This window comes from Accumulibacter sp. (assembly GCF_036625275.1).
In the GTDB taxonomy this organism is placed as follows: domain Bacteria; phylum Pseudomonadota; class Gammaproteobacteria; order Burkholderiales; family Rhodocyclaceae; genus Accumulibacter.
In genome coordinates, this window is record NZ_JAZKUD010000009.1 from 30,302 (window position 1) to 52,767 (window position 22,466).

Genomic DNA, 22,466 nt, shown 5'->3' on the forward strand with positions numbered 1-22,466 from the left:
AAGACCCGGCGCGGCGTTTGCCTGCCAGCCGCGGCGGAGTCTTGCAGCCCCTTACCGAGCCGCTGCAGCGGCAGACCACCAGGACCATTTTATGAAACCAGCCAATCCTTCCTTGTTGAGCAGGATTTCCCTTGCCTTTGGCACCTTTTTCTCGATTCTTTCCGATGGCCAGTTTGCCGCGCGTGTTCAGGCGCTGCGCTCTGGAGAACAGCGCGCCGAACCATCGGCACCGGCGCCGACCCCCAAACCGGTCGTCGTGCCGCTCCGGGAAGCCGCTCCCGACGGCGCGCTGCAACTCCTTGGCCTGCTGCAACGCGAGGCGCGCTTCATCGACTTCATTCAGGAGGATGTCGCTGCCTATGCCGACGCCGACATCGGCGCCGCGGTGCGCGTCGTGCATGAAGGCTGTCGCAAGGTGCTGCACGACAACTTCACGATCAGCCCGATCCGCGATGAAGCCGAAGGCAGCCGGATCACGCTGCCGGTAGGCTTCGACGCGGCGGCGATTCGCGTCACCGGCAACGTCGTCGGCCAGCCGCCCTTCCACGGCAGCATCACTCACCGCGGCTGGCGAGTGGTTGAAACCCGCCTGCCCAGGCTGAGCGGTAGTCATCAACTGAACATCGTTGCCCCCGCGGAGGTGGAACTATGAACGAACCAAAATTTTCGATCGGCATCGATCTGGGCACCACGCACTGCGCCCTCTCCTACGTCGATATCGGCGCCTGCGATGGCGAACAGGTCGTGCAGGAAGTGCTACAGGTGCCGCAGTTGACCGCCCCCGGCTCGGTCGAGGCGCTCGGCCTGCTGCCGTCGTTCATCTACCTGCCGCACCCGAGCGAACTCGCCGCCGGCGATCTGAACCTACCATGGACCGACGAACTGGACCATGCGGTCGGTGAAATGGCGCGCAGCCGCGGTGCAGCAACGCCGATCCGCCTGGTGTCGAGCGCCAAGAGCTGGCTCTGCCACGCCGGCGTCGATCGGCGCGCAGCGATCCTGCCCAACGACGCGCCGCCGGAAGTGGCGCGCCTGTCGCCACTCGAAGCCTCGCTGCGCTATCTCGGTCATCTGCGCGCTGCCTGGGATCAGGCGCAGCCGGAGGCTCCTTTCGTCGAGCAGGAGATCGTCGTCACGATTCCCGCCTCCTTCGACCCGGCGGCCCGCGAACTGACTGCCGAAGCGGCGCGCGCCGCCGGCTGCGAGCGCATGACCCTGCTCGAAGAACCGCAAGCCGCGCTCTATAGCTGGATTCAGCAGAGCGCCGGCGGCTGGCGCAAACAGGTACGACCCGGCGACATCATCCTGGTCGTCGATGTCGGCGGCGGCACCAGCGACTTCTCGCTGATCGCCGTGCTCGAACGCGAAGGCAACCTCGAACTGCATCGCGTCGCCGTTGGCGAGCACATCCTGCTCGGCGGTGACAACATGGACCTGGCGCTCGCCTATGCCGTCGCCGGCAAGCTGGCCGCGCAGGACAGCAAACTCGACGCCTGGCAACTGCGGACGCTGACGCACGCCTGCCGGGGTGCCAAGGAAACGCTGCTCAGCGATCCCGATCTGGCTGCCGTGCCGCTGGTAATCGCCAGTCGCGGTGCCAAGCTGATCGGCGGATCGATCCGCAGCGAACTGACGCGTACAGAACTCAGCGCGACACTGCTCGAAGGTTTCTTCCCGCCCGCGGCCATTGCCGATCGCCCGCAGGGTCGTGGGCGTGGCGGTCTGACGCAGCTCGGCCTGCCCTATGCACAGGACGCCGCCGTCACTCGTCACCTGGCCGCTTTTCTCGCCCGTCAGGTCGCCGCAACCGCCGATCTCGAAGGGTTTGCCGGCAAATTGCCCGAAGACGCGACCTTTCTGCATCCGACCGCCGTGCTCTTCAACGGCGGCGTCTTCAAATCCGAACTGCTCGCCGAGCGCACCCTGGCGACGGTCAATTCCTGGCTCGGCGCCGAGGCTGCTCCGGCCGCACGCCTGCTCGAAGGCGCCGACCTTGACCTCGCCGTTGCGCGCGGTGCCGCCTATTACGGCTACGTCCGGCGTGGCCAGGGCGTGCGCATCCGTGGCGGCACGGCGCAGGCGTACTATGTCGCGGTCGAATCGGTGATGCCCGCCGTGCCCGGCCTGCAGCCGCCGGTACAGGCGCTGTGCCTGGCGCCGTTCGGCATGGAGGAAGGTAGCGAGGCCGCCCTGTCGGAGCAGGAATTCGGCCTGGTCGTCGGCGAACAGGTGCGCTTTCGCTTCTTCGGCTCTTCGGTTCGCCGTCAGGACCAGGTGGGCACCCTGCTCGACGATTGGCAACCCGAAGAACTTCAGGAACTCGACGAAATCCAGACCACGCTGCCGGGCGAAGGCCGTGCCGCCGGCGAGGTGGTACGCGTCAGGCTGCATGCGCGCGTCACCGAAGCCGGCACGCTTGAACTCGAAGCACTGCCGCACGACGGCCCGCAGCACTGGAAAGTCGAGTTCGACGTGCGCGCCGGCGCCAGCGACTGAGTGCGGATGAATAGCCTGTCGCACATGATCTGAACGAAGGCGAAGGGCCTTATACTTGGCGGAATTCTTTGCTCTCCTTGTACTCGCGATGATCCCCTGCCTCGTCAACTCCCTCCGCCGTCTTGCCGGATGGCTACTGATTGTTCCACTGCTGTGCCCGGCCATCACTGCGCATGCCGGGCTGGCGATCGCCCTCAATTCGGCAGATGGCACGCTCAGCCTGATCGATACCGAAACCTATCAGGTCACTGGCAAGGTAGCCGTCTGCAAGGAGCCGCACCACCTGATGCCGACTCCTGATGACAAGTCGCTGATTGTGGCCTGTGCCGCTTCCAACCAACTGGTCTTCTTCGACCCGAACACCGGTCAGGAGCAGAAACGCATCCGCAACATCTCGGACCCCTATCAACTGGGCTTTTCGCCGAATCGCAAATGGTTTGTCGCCACCTCCTTGCGACTTGACCGCGTCGACCTCTACAACCCCAACGACTTCCAACTGGTCGCCCGCCTGCCCGCGCCGAAAACACCGTCGCACATGGCTTTCGACAACGATAGCCAGTTTGTCTTTGTGACCCTCCAGGACTCCAACGAAATCATGGCCATCAGCCTCGGCACGCAGACCATCGCCTGGGTCATCCCGGTCGCCGCGACGCCGGCCGGGATCATGATGGCCCCCGACAACCGTCATCTCCTGGTGGCCTGCATGGGCGCAGGCGTCGTCGAGGTCATCGAATGGCGCACTCGCAAGAGCGTGATGAAGATCGCCACCGGCACCGCGGCCCACAATCTGCAGCCCAAGGGCGATGGACGTCATTACTATGTTTCCAACCGTACGATCGACGGCAGCATTTCGCTGCTCGATACGCAGACGATGACGGTGGTGGAAAAATACGAGGTCCCTGGCGGACCAGACGACATGATCGTCCGCGCCGACGGCAAGGAACTCTGGACAACCGCACGCTTCGCCCGCAAAGTGCAGGTTCTCGATCTGGTCACCAAGAAAATCAAACAGTCGATCGCGGTCGGCAGTTCGCCGCACGGTGTTTTCTTTACCAACCACGCCGGCCTGAGATGAAACCTGACCTTCGCCGCCTGCTTCCGGTCCTGCTAACAACCCTGCCGGCACTGACCATTCCTGCCGCACATGCCGATGCGTGCAAGGGGACGCTCTACCTGACCTTTGACACCGGCAATATGCGCCATGCCGAATTGATCGCCGAGACCCTGGCCAGGCACGGGGTCAAGGCGACCTTCTTTCTGGCGCAGGAAACCACCAGCCGTGGCGATCACGCCCTCGATGCCAGTTGGGCACCCTACTGGCAGGCACGCGTCGCCGAAGGCCACGCCTTCGGCAGCCACACCTGGCGACACGGAAGTTTTCGTGCCGACAGCGGCGAACAGGTGCGCTACCGGCTGCCGGATGGCCGCACCGAGAACCTCGATGCGCGCGCCATCTGCAAGGAATTGCAAGATCCCGATCAGCGTTTCCAGGAACTCACCGGGCGTCGACTCGACCCTCTCTGGCGTGCTCCGGGAGGCCGTACCACACCGAACACGCTATCCGCCGCACGAGCCTGTGGCTACCAGCATGTCGGCTGGGCGCCGGCGGGCTTTCTCGGCGATGAGCTGCCTTCCGACACCTACCCCAACCCGGTGTTGCTGCAGCGCGCCCTTGACCGTCTCAAGAACGGCGACATCGTCATGGCCCACCTCGGCATCTGGTCGCGCAAGGATCCTTTTGCACCGATGCTGGACCCCCTGATCTTCGGCCTCAAGAACAAGGGCTTCTGTTTTGCCACGCGGCGGGCATCATGATCAACGCCGGCATCGAAGCGTTTGTCGAACTGCAGGGCTGGCTATTGACGCATCTGCTGCAACCCGTGCTGCTGGCCACGGGCATGGGCAGCTATCTGGAAATGGCTTTCGACGGCATCGAATTCTTTCTCTGCGGGGTATTGCAGATCACCGCTGCTTTCCTGCTGCTGCGCCCCCTGGAGGCGCTGCGACCGATCGAGGTCTGGCCGGACCGCAAGACGGTGCGGGTGGACGTCCTGTATTCCTTTCTGGATCGCCTGGGAGTCGTTCCGCTGCTCGTTTTCGCCCTGCTGGCCCCGCTGTTCGCCAGCTTCGAAGGCTGGTTACGCTTCAACGACATCATCCCGCCGCAACTCGAGGATCTGTTCCCCGCCCTGGAAGCCAGGCCATTGCTCGGTTTCCTGATCTATCTGTGCATCCTGGACTTTACCGAATACTGGCGCCATCGCCTTTCGCACACCTTCCGCTGGTGGTGGGCACTGCACGCGATTCACCACAGCCAGCGCCAGATGACGCTGTGGACGGACAGCCGCAACCATCTCCTCGACGACCTGGTAGGCGGTGCTTGGTTCTCCATCGTTGCACTGCTGGTCGGCGTCCCGCCGGGTCACTTCGTTGGCCTGCTGATCGTCGTCAAGACCATCGAAAACCTGTCGCATGTCAATGCCTGGCTGTCGTTCGGACGCTTTGGCGAACTCCTGCTGGTCAGCCCCCGCTATCATCGCTGGCATCATGCCATCGACCTTCCGGCCGGCCGGCAATACCGATTTGGCTGCAATTTCGCGATCCTTTTGCCCATCTGGGATCAAATCTTCGGCACCCAGTATCGCGGCCAGACGATGCCACCCTGCGGCCTCAGGCCAGGGCCGCTGCCGGAATCGGCTGCGCAGAGTGGCTTCTGGCGACAGCAGTGGGAAGGATTGTGCGCCCTTGCAGCCTCGTTCTTCCCGGCCGGTCATGGCGAACAACGCCAACGCGAATGACGAAGACCACGACGCCATGACCGTTTCCCTCTCCCCCAACCCCTCTCCCACTTCGGGGAGAGGGGAGCGTCGTGAGTCGCTCCGCGACATATGATGAAACCCGCCCATGCTCGATGAAGCCCGCTCTTTTGCGCTGACTGCGCACGGTAGCCAGATGTACGGCGACCGGCCATACGCCTTCCATCTCGAAGCAGTCGTCGGTCTGTTGTCGCCTTACGGCGCCGAAGCCCAGATCGTCGGCTATCTCCACGATGTGGTCGAGGATACAAAGATTAGCGAAAGCGAGATACGCGAGCGCTTCGGGCCCCTGATTGCCGACTGCGTCAGCCTGCTGACCGACGCTCCCGGTGCCAACCGGGCCGAGCGCAAGGCCAGCACCTACGCCAGACTGGCAACGGTCAGCGGTGCCACCGAACTGGCCCTGGTGGTCAAGGCTGCCGACCGCCTGGCTAACGTCAGGAGCTGCATCGCCGACCAGCGGCACCGTCTGTGGGAGGTCTACCGTAAAGAGCACCCGTGCTTCCGGCAAGCCGCTTATCGTGACGGCCTCTGTGACCCTTTGTGGGCAGAACTCGACGCCTTGCTGGAGGTTTCATCTCTCATCCTGCCAAAGAAATCGACCCGTGTTTGAAATCCAGAACTACGAGAGCTTCGTCGCCGCGATTCTCGTCTTCCAGTTGATACCCGGTCCCGGCACACTGGCGATTCTCAACGCCACGGCGCGCAACGGCATTACCGCCGGCCTGGGAGCCGTCCTCGGCACACTGCTCGGCGATATGGCCTATATGATCGCGGCGATTGTTGGCCTGGCCGCCGTGATGAAGGCAAACCCCGCCCTTTTCCAGGGCCTGCAGTGGTTTGGCGTCGCCTATCTGGGCTGGATGGGGCTGCAACTGCTGCGCCAACCGGTCAGCAGTTGCAACAGTAGCCCGGAGACCAGAAAAAGCGCCTGGGTGTATTTCCGGCAAGCCTTCACGGTCGGTCTCACCAACCCGAAGGTGGTACTCTTCTTTGTGGCCTTCTTCCCGCTCTTTCTGCGCGCCGACGCTTCTGCCTTGACGCTCGGGGTGATGATCGCGCACGTGACCCTGATCAGTTTTCTCTACCAGGCCGGCCTGGTGCTGCTTGGCAACGCGGTCGCGCGCCGGCTGCGGTCGCTACCCCTGGTACGCAAGCTGGCAACCCGCCTGGCAGGCACCGCACTGCTCGGTTTCGGTGTCAAGCTGGCGCTCGACAATCGCTGAAGAACAGACTCCGCCGCACCCCAAGCCAGAAGCAACGGCGCCTCGACGGCCGCTGTGTACAATATCGCCATTTTTCAACCTGATGATTTTACGTGGTTTTGTGATTGATTTGGCATAACCGTTAAGAAGCCTCACCTACCGGCTCACGCGGGTGGCGGCAAAGACAAGGGCCGCACGATGCGGCCCTTGTCTATCTGCCGATTCGTTGTGCCGCTTGGGCCGCCGTGACGATAGGCATGCCCTGATGGTTGCCTATCGACAGCAAGTCAGAATCGCCGGAGACGATGAGATCGGCGTGCGCGGCGAGGGCGGCAGCGATCACCTGATCGTCATCGGGATCGTCGGGCACCACGCGCGGAACGGACAAGGGTTCGACCAGTTCGACGGCGTCGACGTAATCAGCCAGCACCTCGTGCGCCGTCTTGCTGATGATCGCCAAGTGCTTGGTTACCGACGGCCGGGTGAGCACGTTGGCCAGTTCTTCGAGCAGCGCCGCGCTGCTGCACAGTTGCACGCTCGGGCGCTGGTGAATGGCTTCGAGAAGCTGATGCGGCGTGCCGCGCCATAACAGCGCCGACATCACCACGTTAGTATCAAGGACGACCCGCACTGGCGGCGCCCTTCGCGGCTTGCTCCCGGGCGCGCCGCTCGGCGCGCGCCGCCTTGACCTCGGCGGCGATTTCTTCCTCGCTCATCGGTGCCACCCCGGCCGCTTCCAGAGCCGGCGCGATGGTGAGCAGGCGGTCGAGCGCCGCGCGCCGCGAAGCCTTGGCGGCCAGGAACTCCACAAAATCTTCCACCTCTGCCACCTGCTGTGGCGACAGCGTTCTGATCTTCGAGATCAATGCTTGTTCGACAGTCGTGTTCATCGCGTCATTCCTCCAGCATCAGCGCGCCAGCGCCTGAAGGTACTTCTGGGTCAGGAACGCAGCGAGCAGTTTCTTGACCACGTTCTTGTCCTCGTCGGGCAACTGTTCGACTTCCTGAAACTGCTTCAACAGTTCCCGATCCTCGAATCTGGCCTTGGCCGCCTCGTCGGTGGCGCCGTCGAGTAGATAGTCACTCGTCACGCCGAGCGCATCAGCCAGGCGTTTGAGCGTGTCGCCCGAGGGGCGCGAGGTTCCGCGCTCGAAACGTCCGATGTGCGTGTAGTGCAACTCGGCCAAGTGCCCGAGTTCGGTTTGCGACCGGTTCTTCTGCTTGCGTAGCTCGCACAGCCGCTGTTGGAGACATCGACGCTTCCATGCCTGATTGTAGCGTATTGATGCTTGACAGACTCAAGCATATTGCTGAGCAACGATGCGGACGGAACAGGCGCATCGACGGCCGCTGGGGTACAATATCGCCCTTTTGCAACCTGATGATTTTACCGAGGTTTATTCGTGCTCGTCGCCAACAACATCACCATGCAGTTCGGGGTCAAACCCCTTTTTGAAAACGTTTCGATCAAGTTCGGCGAGGGCTATCGCTACGGGCTGATCGGCGCCAATGGCTCTGGTAAATCGACCTTCATGAAAATCCTGGCCGGTGAACTCGAACCCACTGCCGGCAACATCTCGAAGGATCTGCACGAACGCATGGCCTATTTGCGCCAGGACCAGTTCGCCTTTGAAGCACAGCGTGTGATCGACGTGGTGATGATGGGTCACGAGCAGATGTGGGCCTGCATGCTCGAAAAGGACGCCATCTACGCCAACCCGGAGGCAAGCGAGGAAGACTATATGCACGCCGCCGACCTCGAAGCCAGATTCGCCGAGTATGGCGGCTACACGGCCGAAGCGCGCGCCGGCGAACTGCTGCTGGGCGTCGGCATCCCGGCCGCACAGCACTTTGGCCCGATGAGCGATGTCGCTCCCGGCTGGAAGCTGCGCGTCCTGTTGATCCAGGCGCTGTTTGCCGACCCGGACATCCTGTTGCTCGATGAACCGACCAACAACCTCGACATTGCCACCATCCGCTGGCTGGAAAACACGATCAACGAGCGCAACAGCACGATGATCATCATTTCCCATGATCGACACTTCCTCAACCAGGTCTGTACGCATATGGCCGACCTGGATTACGGCAAGATCTCCGTCTATCCGGGTAACTACGACGACTTCATGGAAGCCTCGACACAGGCCCGCGAGCGCCAGCAGAGCGCCAACGCCAAGGCCAGGGAGCGCATCGCCGAACTGCAGAATTTCGTTCGCCGCTTCTCGGCCAACGCATCCAAGGCCAAACAGGCGACTTCCCGCCTGAAGCTGATCGACAAGCTGAAACCGGAAGATGTCAAACCTTCATCGCGCCAGTACCCGTGGATCCGCTTCGAGTTCGACGAGAAAGAAAAGCTGCACCGGCAGGCCGTCGAAATCCAGAACCTGAGCTTCGGCTATCACGACAGCGAGCGAAAGATCTTCAACAAGCTCGATCTGACGCTCAACGGCGGCGACCGTCTGGCCATCATCGGCGAAAACGGCGTCGGCAAGACCACCCTGCTGAAGTTGCTGATGGGCGAGTTGTCACCCCAGCGCGGCAGCATCAAATGGGCGGAAAAAGCCCGCCCCGGCTACTATGCGCAGGATCACGCCAACGAATTCAACAGCGACCTCAGCCTGACCGCCTGGATCACTGGCTATGCACGCAGCAGCGCCGGCGACGGCGATGACCTGTCGACGCTGGTCCGCGGCACGCTCGGACGCCTGCTGTTCTCGGGCAACGAAGTGCAGAAAGCGGTCAGGGTGATCTCGGGTGGCGAGCAGGGACGGATGATCTTCGGCAAACTGATGCTCATGCGACCGAACGTGCTGGTCCTCGACGAACCCACCAACCATCTCGACATGGAATCGATCGAGTCGCTCAATACTGCGCTCGAGAAGTTCAAGGGAACCTTGATTTTCGTCTCGCATGACCGCGAGTTCGTGTCATCGCTCGCCACCCGCATCCTCGAAGTACGTATCGACGGCAAGGTGATCAGCTACCTCGGCAACTACGAAGAGTATCTTGCCAGCCAGGGCATCGCCTGAGAGGCGGTGAAGAAATCATCGCGAGCAGGCCGAATAGTGTAAATTCGCCACCTCTGATCCATGCCCACGAGGTATCGGGTAGACCGCTGCCCGGCCCAACGGCCGATGCCGTGCGCCCGACCAGAACAACACGGAGAGCGCCATGCCGGAACTGAATTTCAAGGGCCAGGAATTCGTCTTCAACCACCATCTGGCCGTGTCGCATCGTCCCCTGGTGCCCGATGCCGCAAGGTCGATCGGCGAACCGCGCCTCGACGGCAATCTCATCATTCACGGCGACAACCTGCACGCCCTCAAGTCGCTGCTGCCCATGGTGGCCGGCAAGGTCGATTGCGTGTTCATCGACCCGCCGTACAACACCGGCAACGAGGGCTGGCGCTACAACGACAACGTGAACAGCCCGATGATGCAGCAGTGGCTGAGTGAAAACCCGGTCGGAATCGAGGACGGCCTGCGGCACGACAAATGGTGCGCGATGATGTGGCCGCGCTTGCGGTTGCTGCATGACCTGCTGGGTGAGGCCGGCAGCCTCTGGGTGACGCTGGACGACAACGAGATTCATCGTGCGCGGGCGATGCTGGATGCGGTCTTCGGCGAACAGAACTTCGTCGCGACGTGCATTTGGCACAAGAACTTTTCCCCCAAACCATCGGCAAAGTTCTTCTCTGAAGATCACGATTACTTGCTGATCTATGCCAAAAGAAAGGACGAATGGCGTCCAAACTTGCTGGAACGTACCCAAGATATGGATGCGAGATTCACAAACCCCGATAATGATCCTCGTGGCCCATGGACATCTGGGGACCTTTCGGCCCGCAACTACTACGGTGAAGGTACCTACCCAATCACTTGTCCATCGGGTCGTGTAGTCGAAGCCCCCCCGAAAGGAATGTATTGGCGAGTATCGAAAACCAAGTTTGAAGAGTTGGATTGCGATGGTCGAATCTGGTGGGGTGAAAATAAAAACAATCAGCCACGGCTAAAGCGGTTCTTGTCTGAAGTCAAAACCGGCCGCGTTCCGCAAACCCTGTGGGAATACGCGGAAGTCGGGCATACCCAGGATGCGAAAAAGGAACTGCTCTCGATTCTGGACTTCGCCAGTTCCGATGACGTATTCGTAACCCCCAAGCCAGTCGCGCTACTCACCCGGATTCTCGAACTGGCGACGACCGAATATTCCATCGTTCTCGATTCTTTCGCCGGGTCGGGTACCACGGCGCACGCGGTGCTTGCCGCCAACCAGCGTGACGGCGGCGACCGCAAGTTCATTCTGGTCGAGTGCGAAGACTACGCCGATAAGCTGACCGCCGAACGCCTCCGGCGAGTGATCAACGGCTATGCCTTTCAGGGGACACGGCGCGAAACGCTGCTGCAACAATCCCTCACGTTCAGCGACCTGAAAAAGGCCGACAAGCTGCTCGACCAGATTGCCGGCATCGAAAACCTCGAAGGCCATCGCTTCGACCGGATCGAAAAGAAGGTCCGGGCGGGCGAATTGCAGGTCGAGGGCGTGCAGGCAGTTACCGAGCGGGTGGCAGGCCTGGGCGGCTGTTTCACCTACTGCACGCTGGGCAAGACCGTCGATCTGGACCGCCTGCTGACCGGTGACGCATTGCCGGGCTTTACGCAGCTTGGCGCGCTGCTCTTTCACATGGCGACCAACGAGGCCATCGACCCCGCCAAGGTGCTTGAACACGACGGCCACGGTTATCTGGGCGAATCGTCGGCATTCCATGTCTGGCTGATCTACAAGCCGGAACTGGACTTCCTCAAGTCCCGCGAATCGGCGCTGACGCTGGCCAAAGCCAAAGCCCTGTCGGAAAGCAAGCCGGGCAAAAAACATCTGGTGTTTGCGCCGGCGAAGTTCGTCTCGCAAAAGATGCTCGACGAAGCGTGCCTGCCGGTCGAATTTGCGCCGCTGCCGTGGGCGCTGTACCGTGTCGAGCGAAAAGGACAAGGAGACGGATATGCAAGCCATCCGTTATGAGGCGACGGTCGGCAGCGATCATGCGCTGCATGTGGCGACGCCGGATTTACCCGAGGGGACCGTCACGGAAGTCATGGTCCTGGTGCGTCATCGCCCCTTCAAGGTGAACAAGGATTTCGCGACAATGCTGGGTCAATTTCCCCATTACCGTGATCTCGAGGAAGTCAATGATTACGTCAACCCACTCAGACGGGACAGGTGATGTGGCTCCCGAACACGATCACCGGACAAACCGTTTATCTCGACGCCAATGTCCTGATCTATGGGTTTGCAACCGAGACGTCGCCGATTTGACATCGAGATTCTGCTGCTTTCCGACTTGACGAGCTGGTGACCAAATGTTGCGCGATCTCGACTACCAGGGCCGCGTGCTGGCGCGGCTGGGGGACTATCTGACCGAATTGTCCGGCCAGAAACTGAAGGCGGACAAGATCGTGGCCGCCAACGCGGGGGAGACCGACCCGGACCTGATGCGCCCGGTCCCCGACTTCCCCCTGAAAACCTGGGAGACGCTGCGCGCCAGCGGCAAGCTGCCGGATTCCCGCCTCGCCGTTCCCTATTCCATCCGGCAGGACGGCATCGGCCGGGCGGTGCCGAATATCGTTTTCAAGGTGCCCACGGGCGGCGGCAAGACCTTTCTGGCGGTGGCCGCCCTGTCGAAGATATTTGGCCGCTATCTCGGCCGCAACAAGGGCTTTGTACTCTGGATCGTTCCCAACGAGGCCATCTACGCACAGACTCGGCGGCAACTGGCCGACCGCCAGCACCCCTACCGGCAGATGCTCGATGTGTTGTCGGGCAACGCGGTTCGCTTCCTGGAAAAGACCGATCAGCTCGATGCACGCGATGTCGAAAGCCATCTGTGCGTGATGTTGCTGATGCTGCAAGCGGGCAGTCGCGAGAACAAGGATTCGCTGAAGATGTTCCGTGACCGGGGCGATGTGCATGGGTTCTTCCCGCCGGAAGGGGAGCAGCAAGCCCACGCGGCGGCACTTGCGGCGACACGCAACCTCGACATTTACGATCTGGCCGGGTCAAGCTACCCATGGCCGCAGGTGAAGGATTCGCTGGGCAATGCGCTGCGCCTGATTCGGCCGGTCGTGGTCATGGACGAAGGGCACAAGGCGGTGTCCGAACTGGCGTTTTCAACGCTCTACGGTTTCAACCCCTGTTTTGTCCTTGAACTGACCGCGACACCGAAGGACATTGCGCCGACCGGCGGCAAAAACCCGAAGCCGGGTCGTCGCGCCAATGTGCTGGTCGAGGTCAAAGGCATCGACCTGGACCGGGAAGGCATGATCAAGATGCCCTTGAACCTCGATCCGCGCAGTGGAAGCGACTGGCGATCGACCCTGGCCGCCGCGCTGGGCCGCTTGCGCGACCTGGATGCCTCGGCGCGGGCGCTGCACGCCAACACCGGCATCACCATTCGACCGATTCTGCTGGTGCAAGTGGAGCGAACCGGCAGCGACCAGCGGGACGGCGGGCACGTTCACGCACTCGACGCCAAGGAATGGCTGACCCATGTCGGCGGACTGGACGAGGCGGAGATTGCGATCAAGACGGCCGACACCAACGATCTGGCCGCGCCCGAGAACCAGGACCTGATGAGCGCGACCAACCGGGTGCGCGTCATCATCACCAAGCAGGCGTTGCAGGAAGGGTGGGATTGCCCCTTTGCCTATGTGCTGTGCGTGCTCGCCGCCAGCGCCAATCTGTCGGCCATGACGCAACTGGTCGGCCGGATTCTGCGTCAGCCATACGCCAGAAAGACCGGCATCGCTGCGCTCGATGAGAGCTATGTCGTTACCCACCACGCGGACACGGCGGATGTCGTGTCCGCCATCAAACAGGGACTGGAAGATGACGGCATGGGCGATCTGGTCAGGGAAATTCGAACTTCCGACCCCAATGCTTCAACCGGACCCCGCGCTGTGCAGCGCCGTCCGAACCATGCCCGTACGGAAATCTATTTGCCACTGGTGCTGCGCGTCACGGACGACCAGGTCCGCCTCCTCGATTACGAAGCAGATGTGTTGTTTGCGCTGGACTGGTCCGATATCGACGTATTGCCTTTGGTCAAACGAATTCCCACCCAGCTTTCCAGATCCGAGCATCAGATGCGCCGGATTCGCCTGGCGGATTCGGGCGACGAGCTGATCGTCGCCGAGTTCGGCGAGCCGTCGCAGGAGCCACAGGTATTCGACCCCACCTATGCGACCCGCATGATAAGTGACCTTGTACCGAACGCCTGGATTGCGCGAACGATTGTCGGCGACCTATGCACCGGACTGGTGAATCGGGGTTTCACCCCGGAGCAGCTGGGGAAACACGCCGGGCTGATCGTTGAAGAGTTGCGCATGTGGCTCGACACGCTGCGCAATCAACGTGCCGAAGCGCATTTTCGTGCCGAGGTCGCCGCCGGACGAATCCAGTTCCGCCTGCGCACCGACCGACATAACTGGCGCATGCCTTTCGAGACGGAAACATTTGAACCGCCGACTGCAGAGAAGCTTGCAGTCGAAAAGAGTCTGTTTTCCCCCATCTATCGCGGTGACTTTTCGAGTCAGGACGAGCGGGAAATCGCCGTCTATCTGGATGGCGAATCTGCCCTCAAATGGTGGCATCGCAACGTTGCCCGCTCGAACTACGCAGTGCAGGGGTGGCGGCGCGACAAAATCTACCCTGATTTCATTTTTGCTTCGCTTGGCAGCGGTCCAGGTGGCGACCCCCACAACCGTTTGACCGTACTTGAAATGAAGGGAAAGCATCTGGCCGGAAATGACGACACCGAATACAAGAAAGCCGTATTGCAACTGATGAGCGATGCGTTCGCTATCGAACCATCCTCACCTATCGGAGAGCTTGAATTGGTGATTGAGGACGGAACCAGCGTTGCATGCGAACTGGTGTTGATGCCCGACTGGAAAACGCGGTTGCCGTGCCTCTGAGAGGGGGTAAAGAAATCGTGGCGAGCAGGCTAGGAGGCAGGGTGCCAGTAAACGACGAGACATATCAGATAGATAGCTGCGGAGTGAGCAAACGAGCGCGCAACGTCACAGGTCGTTCGCGCAGCAGATTTATTCACCACCTCTCAGTCGGCGGCGACCTTGCCGGCTGACTTGCCCGCGTCCCTGGCGGCCTGCCTGGCCTCGCGCTCGGCATCCTGCTGTGCCCGTTTTTCGATTCTGGCCTGTCTCTTGGCCTGCCTGGCCGCCTCTTTGCGGCGCCCTTCTTCGGTCTTGGCCGCTTTGGCGACCAGCTTCTGCTCGCGCGTAGCGGCCTGCGCAGCCTCCTGGGCACGAAAGCGCTCGGCGCTCTCCTGCTGCCCCGCTTCGCGGCGCGGCTGATCGGCGAGCCGCTGTGCTTCCTTGGCCTCGACTTCCTGCCTTTTCGCCTCGCGCTCGAAGTCACGAGCCGGTTGATCGAGCCGGCGAGCTTCGATGATCGCTGCCGTATAGCGCTTCTTGGCGGCTGCAAGACAATCGTTGACCAGAAACCGGGTATGGCAATCCTTTTGCTCGGCCTCGTGGCGACGTTCCGCCTCGGCGCGCATCGACGCGGCCCGCTGCCGCTGTGCGCCGGCCTCTTCGAGCGTTTGCGGCTGCGGCGGCGGAACCTCAGCCCAGGCCGCGCAACTGATCCCCAATGAAACCACCAGCCATCTGCCAGCACGCATTGCATCCTCCTGTCCGGCAGCCGAATGCCACCGACCGGTGGGCTTCGCGGCAAGCGACGCGCGCCCGCCAGACTACCAAGGGGTGCACTATAATCGGCGCGAGCGCGTCTTGGCTAACGGTCATGACTTTTCCAGGCATCCCCGATCATCAAAGTCATGACCGTTTCCCTCCCTTGCAGGGCGCATTCCGGCTGGCACGCGCCGGAATCGTTCGATGGGCGCAGAGCAGTCTCTGCGAATTCCCCCTCTCACCCTCCGACCCTCTCACGCGAGTGGAGAGAGGGAGATTCGTGAGTCGCTGACGCGACTTTCACATGAACGGTCATGGGTGCGATTGATCCAGTCCAGGCTGCGCGATCCGTGCGGGAAAGAGGAGCCGGCGTAGAATGTCATCCTTTGACCGCTGTCAGAGGTCGCCTCAAGTCATGCCTCAAACCGATCACGTGCTGCCCATGGCTCCGCACCGGCGCCCGGCGAACCCGCTGCAACGCCTGTTGCTCCTGCGCCGGATTGAAGTGCTGACCCAGGCCATGGTCCTGATCCTGGCCGTGGCCTGGCTCAAAATCCCGCTCGAAGTGGTACCGATGAGCGCTGCCATCGCCGTCCTCGCTGCGGTCAATCTGCTGACCCAATGGCGCATCCACCAGGGCGACCACTGTTCCGAAGGCGAAATCTTCGCCCATCTGGCCATCGACGTCGGCATCCTGGCGCTGCTGCTCTACTTTGCCGGAGGCTCGACCAATCCCTTCGTTTCGCTGTTCCTGCTGCCACCCACCCTGGCCGCGGCGATGCTGCCGGCGCGGCAGGCCTGGGCGATGGCGGGGGTGACCCTGATCGCCTACACTTTCCTGATCTTCTGGAAGTTGCCGCTGCCTCCCCCGCAAGGCGATCTTGCGCAGTTCGACGCCCTGCTCGCACGCGCCACCGGCAGTGCCGACGAACATGCCGCGCATGGCAGCGGCTTTGCCCTCCATGTACTGGGCATGTGGTTGAATTTCGTGATCAGTGTCGGCGTCGTCGCCTTCTTCCTGACGCGCATGGCCAACGCCCTCAAGGAGCGCGAACGCGAACTCGCGGCTGCCCGCGAGGAGGTGTTGCGAAACGAGCAGATTCTCTCGCTCGGCACCCTCGCCGCCGGCGCAGCACACCAGCTGGGGACACCACTCGGGACGATGGCCGTGCTGATCCGCGAACTCGAGCTCAACCACACAGACCCGGCTGAATGGCAGGAAGACCTGCAACTGTTGCGTGAGCAGGTCGATCGCTGCAAACAGACGATCTCGCAAATCCTCGCTTCGACCGGCCAGGGGCGTGACGAAAATCTGCGTTCGCTGCCGCTCGACGCCTACCTGCACCGTCTGCTCGACGAATGGCAGATCATCCGTCCGCACGCACGGCTCAGCGTGACGCTGCAGGGTGCACAGCCGGCACCGCTGATCGCCGCCGACCGTACGCTCGAACAGGCGCTCCTCAACCTGCTCGACAATGCAGCCGATGCCAACGGCAGCAGTCCGGAAGCTCTCCGGTTTTTTGCAGGCTGGGATGCCGGGCAACTGCTCATCGAGATACTCGACCGTGGCAACGGCCTCGATGCGGCAACGGCGCAGCGCCTTGGCGAAGCCTTCTTCAGCACCAAGGTTGATGCTCAGGACCGACCACGCGGTATCGGCATCGGCCTGTTCCTCAGCAACGCCACCATCGAGCGTTGCGGTGGCCGGGTCGAACTCTGCAACCGCGATGACCCACCCGGCGGCGCCTGCACCCGCGTCACCCTGCCACTGCACCGCCTGAAAGTCTGATGCCATGATCGCCACTCCCGAAACCAATCAGGCCGACGACGAGCGATCGACGCTGCTGCTGGTCGATGACGACGACGCCTTTCGACGCGTTCTCGGACGCGCCCTGGATCGTCGCGGTTATGCCGTGACCGTCGCCGCCAATGTCGCCACGGCGCTCGCCAGGGCCCGGACCCAGGCCCCCGAGTACGCTGTCATCGATCTCAAGATGCCGGGCGAATCGGGGCTGGTGCTGATTGAAAAACTGATCGAACTCGACCCGAATACGCGCATCGTCATGCTCACCGGCTATGCCAGCATCGCCACCGCGATCGAGGCCATCAAGCTCGGCGCCGTCCACTACCTCGCCAAACCCTGCGATGCCGATGCCGTCGTCGCAGCGCTCAACAAGAGCAACAGCGGTGATTCGGCGATTCCGGTTGGCGGCTCGCCGCTGTCGATCGGTCGACTCGAGTGGGAGCATATCCAGCGCGTGCTGACCGAGCACCAGGGCAATATCTCGGCCACCGCACGCGCCCTGAAAATGCACCGCCGAACGCTGCAGCGCAAGCTCGGCAAACATCCGAGCCGGGAGTAAGGCGATGAGTAAGGCGATTTCCGTGAATCGATATACCGCCTGCCAGGGAGAGGGAGGAATGACCTTGACCAACCCGACGCAAGCCGTACTGGGGCACATGCGCATCGATAAATGGCTGTGGGCGGCACGCTTCTACAAGACGCGCTCGCTGGCGGCGCAGGCGATCGCTGCCGGCCACGTCAAGATGGACGGTCACACCGTCAAGGCGGCACGCGAGCTGCGCTGTACCGACTGCCTCGAAATCGCCATCGGCGACATCGTCTGGAACATCGTCGTATGCAGCCTCAACGAACAACGCCGCCCGGCAAGTGAGGCGCAGCAGCTCTACGAGGAAAGCGCCGAGAGCCGCGCGCGGCGCGTGGCGGCCCGGGAAGCCCGGCAACTGGCGCCGGTTCCCGGTAGCGAGCTGCGTGGTCGGCCGACCAAGAAGGCGCGGCGGCAGATCAAAAGTTTCAACGAAAATTCCGCATGAGCGATCGATTCCTGGCAGACGCCCTCGTCCTGGTTCATCTGCTGTTCATCGTCTTCGTCGTTCTCGGAGGCTTGCCGGTACTGCGCTGGCCACGGCTGGCGCTGGCCCACCTCCCGGCCGTCTGCTGGGGCGCCCTGGTCGAGTTGACCGGCAGGGAGTGTCCGCTGACGCCGCTGGAAAATCGCTGGCGACAGGCTGCCGGCGAAGCCGGTTATCGCGGCAGTTTCATGGAGCATTACCTGCTGCCGATCATCTATCCGGCCGAACTCACGCGCGGCCTGCAGATTGCCATGGGCGCGGTGGTGATCGTCGTCAACCTGTCCCTATACGGCTGGCTTGTCCATCGCTACCGGCACACCCGCTCGAAACAGGCGAAACTGCCGGACGCGGTGCCGGCCCGAAGGGATGGTGACCGGAAAGCGAACGCTCGGTAAGCTGGATCAGCTCTGCGGAGAAGCATCCTCACACGCTCTCGCGTCACTGCGCCAGGCTCCTCAATCGGGTACCGATATGCCCTCCCCCTCGCGAGGAAGGGGTATCCACCGATGTCAACGCATCTCGATCGAACCAGGCCGTTCGACCAACACGGTCATTCGCACCCACCTGGGTATCTCGAATCGCCATGACCGTTGGACGCGAAGTACAATAGACAAGACAAGTTGAAACCCCTTTGTTGCAACCCCTTTCTTCGCCTGGCCCGCCATGCAGTCTGATCAAAGCCATCTGCCGCAAGCACCAGAAACAAGCGAAGATCGCTTCGCCATTCTATGTGCCAGCAAGGAACTCTTTCAGCGCCGACTTACCGACATCATCAGGCAGTGCGGGATACGCGTACCGGCCGTGCTTGCGGCCTTCGATCAGGAAGTCGGCGCAGCGCATGACGAGTTGGCCAGCGCATCCGATTCGGATCAGGACACCGATCAGCATACCAACCTGACAGCCTCGCGCCTGACCTTGATGGGTGACGAGGACCTTGAACTCGACATCCGGATCAACGCCCTGATCACTCGCTTGCGCGAGACCGGCGGTCGCAACCTGTGGCGCTGTCAGTCGCGCTACATGACCTTGCTCTCCCGGCCGGCGATGAGCGAGACCATCAATCCGGTGGGGCCGGAAGCGATCTGTCTTGGCTTGTGGGCGATCTGCAGACACGCCGGCGGGGGTCTCGAGCCCACGCTGGCGCTGCTCGACCGGCTCGAACAGGGCCTCTGCCAACAGATCTCCGGAGTCTATGGCGAAATTGACGGCCTGCTGGCGGGCCACGGCATCGGGCCAGCGCCCACAGGACAAAACCCGTCGGGCAGCACCGATCCCCGAACCGGCCGGATACCCTCCGGCGACACCCTGCCCGCAAACGCCAACGCCCTGTCGGCCCTACAACAGGCGGTCAGCCAGCAACTCGATGCGGATCAGTCGACCGTCCTGCAGTTTGCTCACCACGCCGCGGGATCGGGAAATCCCACGCTCGATGCCGCCGCGCTGATCATGCTCAACCATCTGTCTGAGCGCCTGACGGCGCTCGAAAACCGGTCGGTGTCGGCCAGCCGTGACGGCGCACCCGCAGAATCCCCCCTAGGGACCCTCAGTGCGAAGGATCTCGACCTGCCCCTGGGCAAACACGAAGCGGTCGCCTTCGACACCCTGGCGCTGATTTTCGAGGCCCTCTTCGACTCCGCCGACCTGCCCGACGCGATCAAGGAAGCGATCGGGCGGCTGCAGATCCCACTGCTCAAACTGTCGATCATTGATCCTGCCTTGTTGGCCAACGCACAGCATCCTGCTCGCTCGCTGATCAATCGCATGGCTCGGGCAGGCGTTGGTCTGCCACCGGGGTCGAATCATCCGGTCTGCCAACGGATCAGGCAGTTGACCGCAAGCGCTCGCCTGATGCTCGAACAGAATGGCTCGCTCGATCCGCAACTGGCGGAACTCGACACGCTGATCAGGCAGCGTGATCAAGCGGTTCGGGAAGCTGCCGGGACGCATGTTCAAACCGTGCTTGAGCACGAAAACCGGCAATACGCGATGCTGCTCGCTGACCAATGGCTGCGCCTCATGCGGGCGCGAACCGGTTCGCCGGAGATTGCCTCGTTCCTTGAGCAATATTGGTGGCGAGTCATGATCGCTGCCGCTGCCGAGGGCGGAACCCAGGGCAAACACTGGCAAGAGGACAGCAACACGGCCGACGAACTGATCTGGAGCGTGCTCCCGAAGCACACCGCCGACGAACGTAAACGCCTTGCCGGGCTGGCCTCATCGCTGCTTGGGCGAATCAGCGCCGGGCTGGACGCAATCGGTGTCCCAGTCTCCGAGAGAAAACCCTTTCTCGACACCTTGTTCGACCTGCAGACCAGTGCCTTGCGCAACCAGACGCCGACAGCGCCGTTGCGGGCAGCACCTGCGCTCGAACGCCAGCCGGGCGCCGGGGCCAGCAAGCCGATCGCCGAAATCATCCTGCGCGAGCGTCACGGACAAGCGATCCGTTATCTGCCCGATCCGGTCGACAGCAAGGCGCCCCAAGGGATACCTGCCGGCAGGAGTCTGGTAGGCGACTGGCTGCGTTTCGTGGTCTCGCCTCAGGAGTCGTCCTGTGGTCTCTGCTGCTGGCAGAGCCCGGCCTCGGGCAGGGTTCTGTTGTTCAATCCGGAGTGGGGCTCTGCAGTGGCCATGCCATACACCGCCCTCGATCAGCAGCTACGCTCGGGCCACGCCCGGATCATTTCGCGTATCGCCGTCTTCGACGCGGCTGCCGAGCGTGCGCTCAAGCTCCTGAAGCGGCGATGACAGCGGCAAGCCGGGCGCTGGCGCAAAGCCGGGCACCGGTCTTCAATCAAGGTATAATGCGTCGATCGTTTATTATGCAATTGATTTTTGACTGATTTAAGGGTTTTGCGGATGCGTTTTGATGAACTGGGCCTGGCGCCTGATCTCCTGAGAGCCCTTGCCGATCAGGGTTACACCGAGCCCACACCGATCCAGGCACAAGCGATACCGGTGATCCTTGCAGGCCGCGATCTAATGGGTGGGGCACAAACCGGTACCGGCAAGACGGCCGCATTCACGCTGCCGCTGTTGCAGCGTATTCTTACCTTCGCCAGCCCGAGCCCGTCACCCGCGCGCCATCCGGTACGGGTGTTGATGCTGGCGCCAACGCGCGAACTGGCGATCCAGGTGTACGAGTCGGTCAAAACCTACAGCAGGTATGTTCCGATCCGGAGTTGTTGCGTTTTCGGGGGAGTCGACATCAAGCCGCAGATCGCCGAGATCCGCTGCGGAGTCGAGGTGCTGGTGGCGACCCCCGGCCGGCTGCTCGATCTCTTCGAACAAAAGTGCCTCAACTTCGCCAGCGTGCAAGCACTCGTGCTCGATGAGGCGGATCGAATGCTCGACATGGGCTTCGTCCCCGACGTCACGCGCATCATCAACCTGCTACCCAGGCAACGGCAGAGCCTACTGTTCTCGGCGACGTTCTCCGAGGAGATCAAGAAGCTGGCCGACGGCATGCTCAAATCGCCGGTGCTGGTCGAAGTGGCCAAACGCAACACCGTGTCCGAGACGATCACCCACCGCGTCCACCCGGTGGCTGCCGAAGCCAAGCGCGCGCTGCTGATCAAACTCCTGAAGTCGGCTGATTTCAACCAGGTGCTGGTGTTCACCCGCACCAAGATCGAAACCAACCGGCTTGCCCGCGAACTGCAAAGGGCCGGGATTGCCGCCGACTCGATCCATGGCGACAAGAGCCAGCAGGATCGCCTGAAGGCGCTCGAAGCTTTCAAGGAGGGTTCGGTCCTGGTGCTGGTTGCCACCGACGTCGCCGCGCGCGGCCTCGACATTGACGAACTGCCGCACGTCATCAACTTTGAACTGCCACGCACGCCAGAGGACTACATCCACCGTATCGGCCGTACGGGTCGTGCGGGCAAACCGGGAACGGCCATTTCACTGGTCTCGGCCAGTGAGGTTCAGTATCTGGTCGAGATCGAGAAGCTGATCCGGATTCAGGTCGAGCAGGTTCCGGTGGCCGGCTTCGAACCCGAATACGACTATACTTACCCACCCGGCAACAAACGCAGCCATCGCCGACCACTCTCGCCACCGCCGCCGGCTCTCGCCCCCCTGACGGCCCCGCGCAGCGAGCGCATGACGGGCCGCAATGCCCAGCGCGAAGGCGCAACCCGTGCCAGCAGCGGGCGTCTCTCACAGATTGCTGCAGATGGTTTCGACTTCAGCAAACCTTACGAGAGTCCTGCGCCGCTCGCGGCGGCAGTCGGCAACGACGCCGACCGAGCGCTGCACCATAAGGAACGCCCGCACAAGCCCCGCCGTCTGGTCGCGGCGCTACTTGGCGGCCTGGGGCGCAGCGAGTAGCCGGCCCATAGACATCCATGACTGGAGGTGGCAGCCATGGGCGG

At 62.3% G+C, this 22,466-nt stretch carries 21 protein-coding genes; 17 read left to right on the forward strand and 4 right to left on the reverse strand.

Going from position 1 to position 22,466, the window contains the following annotated elements; genetic code table 11:
- Window positions 1–91: 91 nt before the first annotated feature.
- The 7 genes from V5B39_RS06095 (at window position 92) to V5B39_RS06125 (ending at window position 6,538) form a co-directional block, all read left to right on the forward strand.
- The gene (locus V5B39_RS06095) at window positions 92–652 is read left to right on the forward strand and encodes a DUF2760 domain-containing protein (protein ID WP_332342031.1); all 561 of its coding nucleotides are present in this window, start codon (window positions 92–94) and stop codon (window positions 650–652) included.
- Window positions 649–2,496, forward strand: a complete 1,848-nt coding sequence (locus V5B39_RS06100) for an Hsp70 family protein (protein ID WP_332342032.1) — start codon at window positions 649–651, stop codon at window positions 2,494–2,496. The genes V5B39_RS06095 and V5B39_RS06100 overlap by 4 nt, the downstream gene beginning before the upstream one ends.
- An 88-nt stretch (window positions 2,497–2,584) precedes the next feature.
- Window positions 2,585–3,571, forward strand: coding sequence for a YncE family protein (locus tag V5B39_RS06105; RefSeq protein WP_332342033.1), 987 nt, complete (start codon window positions 2,585–2,587; stop codon window positions 3,569–3,571).
- Entirely contained in the window at window positions 3,568–4,311 is a 744-nt protein-coding gene (locus V5B39_RS06110; RefSeq protein ID WP_332342034.1) for a polysaccharide deacetylase family protein, read from the forward strand. Before V5B39_RS06105 ends, V5B39_RS06110 begins: the two co-directional genes overlap by 4 nt.
- Window positions 4,308–5,294 (forward strand): sterol desaturase family protein, encoded by a 987-nt coding sequence (locus tag V5B39_RS06115; RefSeq protein ID WP_332342035.1) that lies wholly within the window; start codon window positions 4,308–4,310, stop codon window positions 5,292–5,294. Before V5B39_RS06110 ends, V5B39_RS06115 begins: the two co-directional genes overlap by 4 nt.
- A 106-nt stretch (window positions 5,295–5,400) precedes the next feature.
- Window positions 5,401–5,925, forward strand: a complete 525-nt coding sequence (locus tag V5B39_RS06120; protein WP_332342036.1) for an HD domain-containing protein — start codon at window positions 5,401–5,403, stop codon at window positions 5,923–5,925.
- Window positions 5,918–6,538: a LysE family translocator gene (locus V5B39_RS06125; RefSeq protein ID WP_332342037.1), complete on the forward strand. Its 621-nt coding sequence runs from the start codon at window positions 5,918–5,920 to the stop codon at window positions 6,536–6,538. Before V5B39_RS06120 ends, V5B39_RS06125 begins: the two co-directional genes overlap by 8 nt.
- Before the next feature lie 190 nt (window positions 6,539–6,728).
- Here the strand turns inward: V5B39_RS06125 and V5B39_RS06130 are convergent, their stop codons facing one another.
- The 3 genes from V5B39_RS06130 to V5B39_RS06140 are packed head-to-tail and all read right to left on the reverse strand — an operon-like array spanning window position 6,729 to window position 7,800.
- Window positions 6,729–7,148, reverse strand: coding sequence for a putative toxin-antitoxin system toxin component, PIN family (locus tag V5B39_RS06130; RefSeq protein WP_332342038.1), 420 nt, complete (start codon window positions 7,146–7,148; stop codon window positions 6,729–6,731).
- Complete coding sequence (locus tag V5B39_RS06135) at window positions 7,132–7,407, reverse strand: DUF2281 domain-containing protein (protein WP_332342039.1); 276 nt, start codon at window positions 7,405–7,407, stop codon at window positions 7,132–7,134. The genes V5B39_RS06130 and V5B39_RS06135 overlap by 17 nt, the downstream gene beginning before the upstream one ends.
- A gap of 18 nt (window positions 7,408–7,425) precedes the next feature.
- Window positions 7,426–7,800: a helix-turn-helix domain-containing protein gene (locus tag V5B39_RS06140; RefSeq protein WP_332342082.1), complete on the reverse strand. Its 375-nt coding sequence runs from the start codon at window positions 7,798–7,800 to the stop codon at window positions 7,426–7,428.
- 120 nt (window positions 7,801–7,920) lie between these two features.
- Here V5B39_RS06140 and V5B39_RS06145 point away from each other — a divergent pair, with 120 nt between their 5' ends.
- The 4 genes from V5B39_RS06145 to V5B39_RS06160 all read left to right on the forward strand — a co-directional run bounded on the left by V5B39_RS06145 (window position 7,921) and on the right by V5B39_RS06160 (window position 14,481).
- Window positions 7,921–9,543, forward strand: coding sequence for an ABC-F family ATPase (locus V5B39_RS06145; RefSeq protein WP_332342040.1), 1,623 nt, complete (start codon window positions 7,921–7,923; stop codon window positions 9,541–9,543).
- A gap of 214 nt (window positions 9,544–9,757) precedes the next feature.
- On the forward strand, window positions 9,758–11,530 hold the full coding sequence (locus V5B39_RS06150) for a site-specific DNA-methyltransferase (RefSeq protein WP_332342041.1): 1,773 nt from the start codon (window positions 9,758–9,760) through the stop codon (window positions 11,528–11,530).
- A complete protein-coding gene (locus V5B39_RS06155) occupies window positions 11,511–11,732 on the forward strand; it encodes a hypothetical protein (protein WP_332342042.1) in 222 nt (73 codons plus the stop codon). Before V5B39_RS06150 ends, V5B39_RS06155 begins: the two co-directional genes overlap by 20 nt.
- A 136-nt stretch (window positions 11,733–11,868) precedes the next feature.
- Window positions 11,869–14,481 (forward strand): DEAD/DEAH box helicase, encoded by a 2,613-nt coding sequence (locus tag V5B39_RS06160; protein WP_332342043.1) that lies wholly within the window; start codon window positions 11,869–11,871, stop codon window positions 14,479–14,481.
- 143 nt (window positions 14,482–14,624) lie between these two features.
- Here V5B39_RS06160 and V5B39_RS06165 read toward each other — a convergent pair whose 3' ends face one another.
- Entirely contained in the window at window positions 14,625–15,209 is a 585-nt protein-coding gene (locus V5B39_RS06165) for a hypothetical protein (protein ID WP_332342044.1), read from the reverse strand.
- Window positions 15,210–15,634: 425 nt separating this feature from the next.
- Here V5B39_RS06165 and V5B39_RS06170 point away from each other — a divergent pair, with 425 nt between their 5' ends.
- The 6 genes from V5B39_RS06170 (at window position 15,635) to V5B39_RS06195 (ending at window position 22,422) form a co-directional block, all read left to right on the forward strand.
- On the forward strand, window positions 15,635–17,008 hold the full coding sequence (locus tag V5B39_RS06170; protein WP_332342045.1) for an ATP-binding protein: 1,374 nt from the start codon (window positions 15,635–15,637) through the stop codon (window positions 17,006–17,008).
- Window positions 17,009–17,012: 4 nt separating this feature from the next.
- A complete protein-coding gene (locus V5B39_RS06175) occupies window positions 17,013–17,582 on the forward strand; it encodes a response regulator transcription factor (RefSeq protein ID WP_332342046.1) in 570 nt (189 codons plus the stop codon).
- Between the two features lie 22 nt (window positions 17,583–17,604).
- Window positions 17,605–18,054: an RNA-binding S4 domain-containing protein gene (locus V5B39_RS06180; protein WP_332342047.1), complete on the forward strand. Its 450-nt coding sequence runs from the start codon at window positions 17,605–17,607 to the stop codon at window positions 18,052–18,054.
- The gene (locus V5B39_RS06185) at window positions 18,051–18,488 is read left to right on the forward strand and encodes a DUF2784 domain-containing protein (protein WP_332342048.1); all 438 of its coding nucleotides are present in this window, start codon (window positions 18,051–18,053) and stop codon (window positions 18,486–18,488) included. Before V5B39_RS06180 ends, V5B39_RS06185 begins: the two co-directional genes overlap by 4 nt.
- Before the next feature lie 268 nt (window positions 18,489–18,756).
- Window positions 18,757–20,838: a DUF1631 family protein gene (locus tag V5B39_RS06190; protein WP_332342049.1), complete on the forward strand. Its 2,082-nt coding sequence runs from the start codon at window positions 18,757–18,759 to the stop codon at window positions 20,836–20,838.
- A gap of 111 nt (window positions 20,839–20,949) precedes the next feature.
- Window positions 20,950–22,422 carry a DEAD/DEAH box helicase gene (locus V5B39_RS06195; protein WP_332342050.1) on the forward strand — a complete coding sequence of 491 codons (1,473 nt, stop codon included), beginning with the start codon at window positions 20,950–20,952 and terminating at the stop codon, window positions 22,420–22,422.
- The last annotated feature ends 44 nt before the right edge of the window (window positions 22,423–22,466 follow it).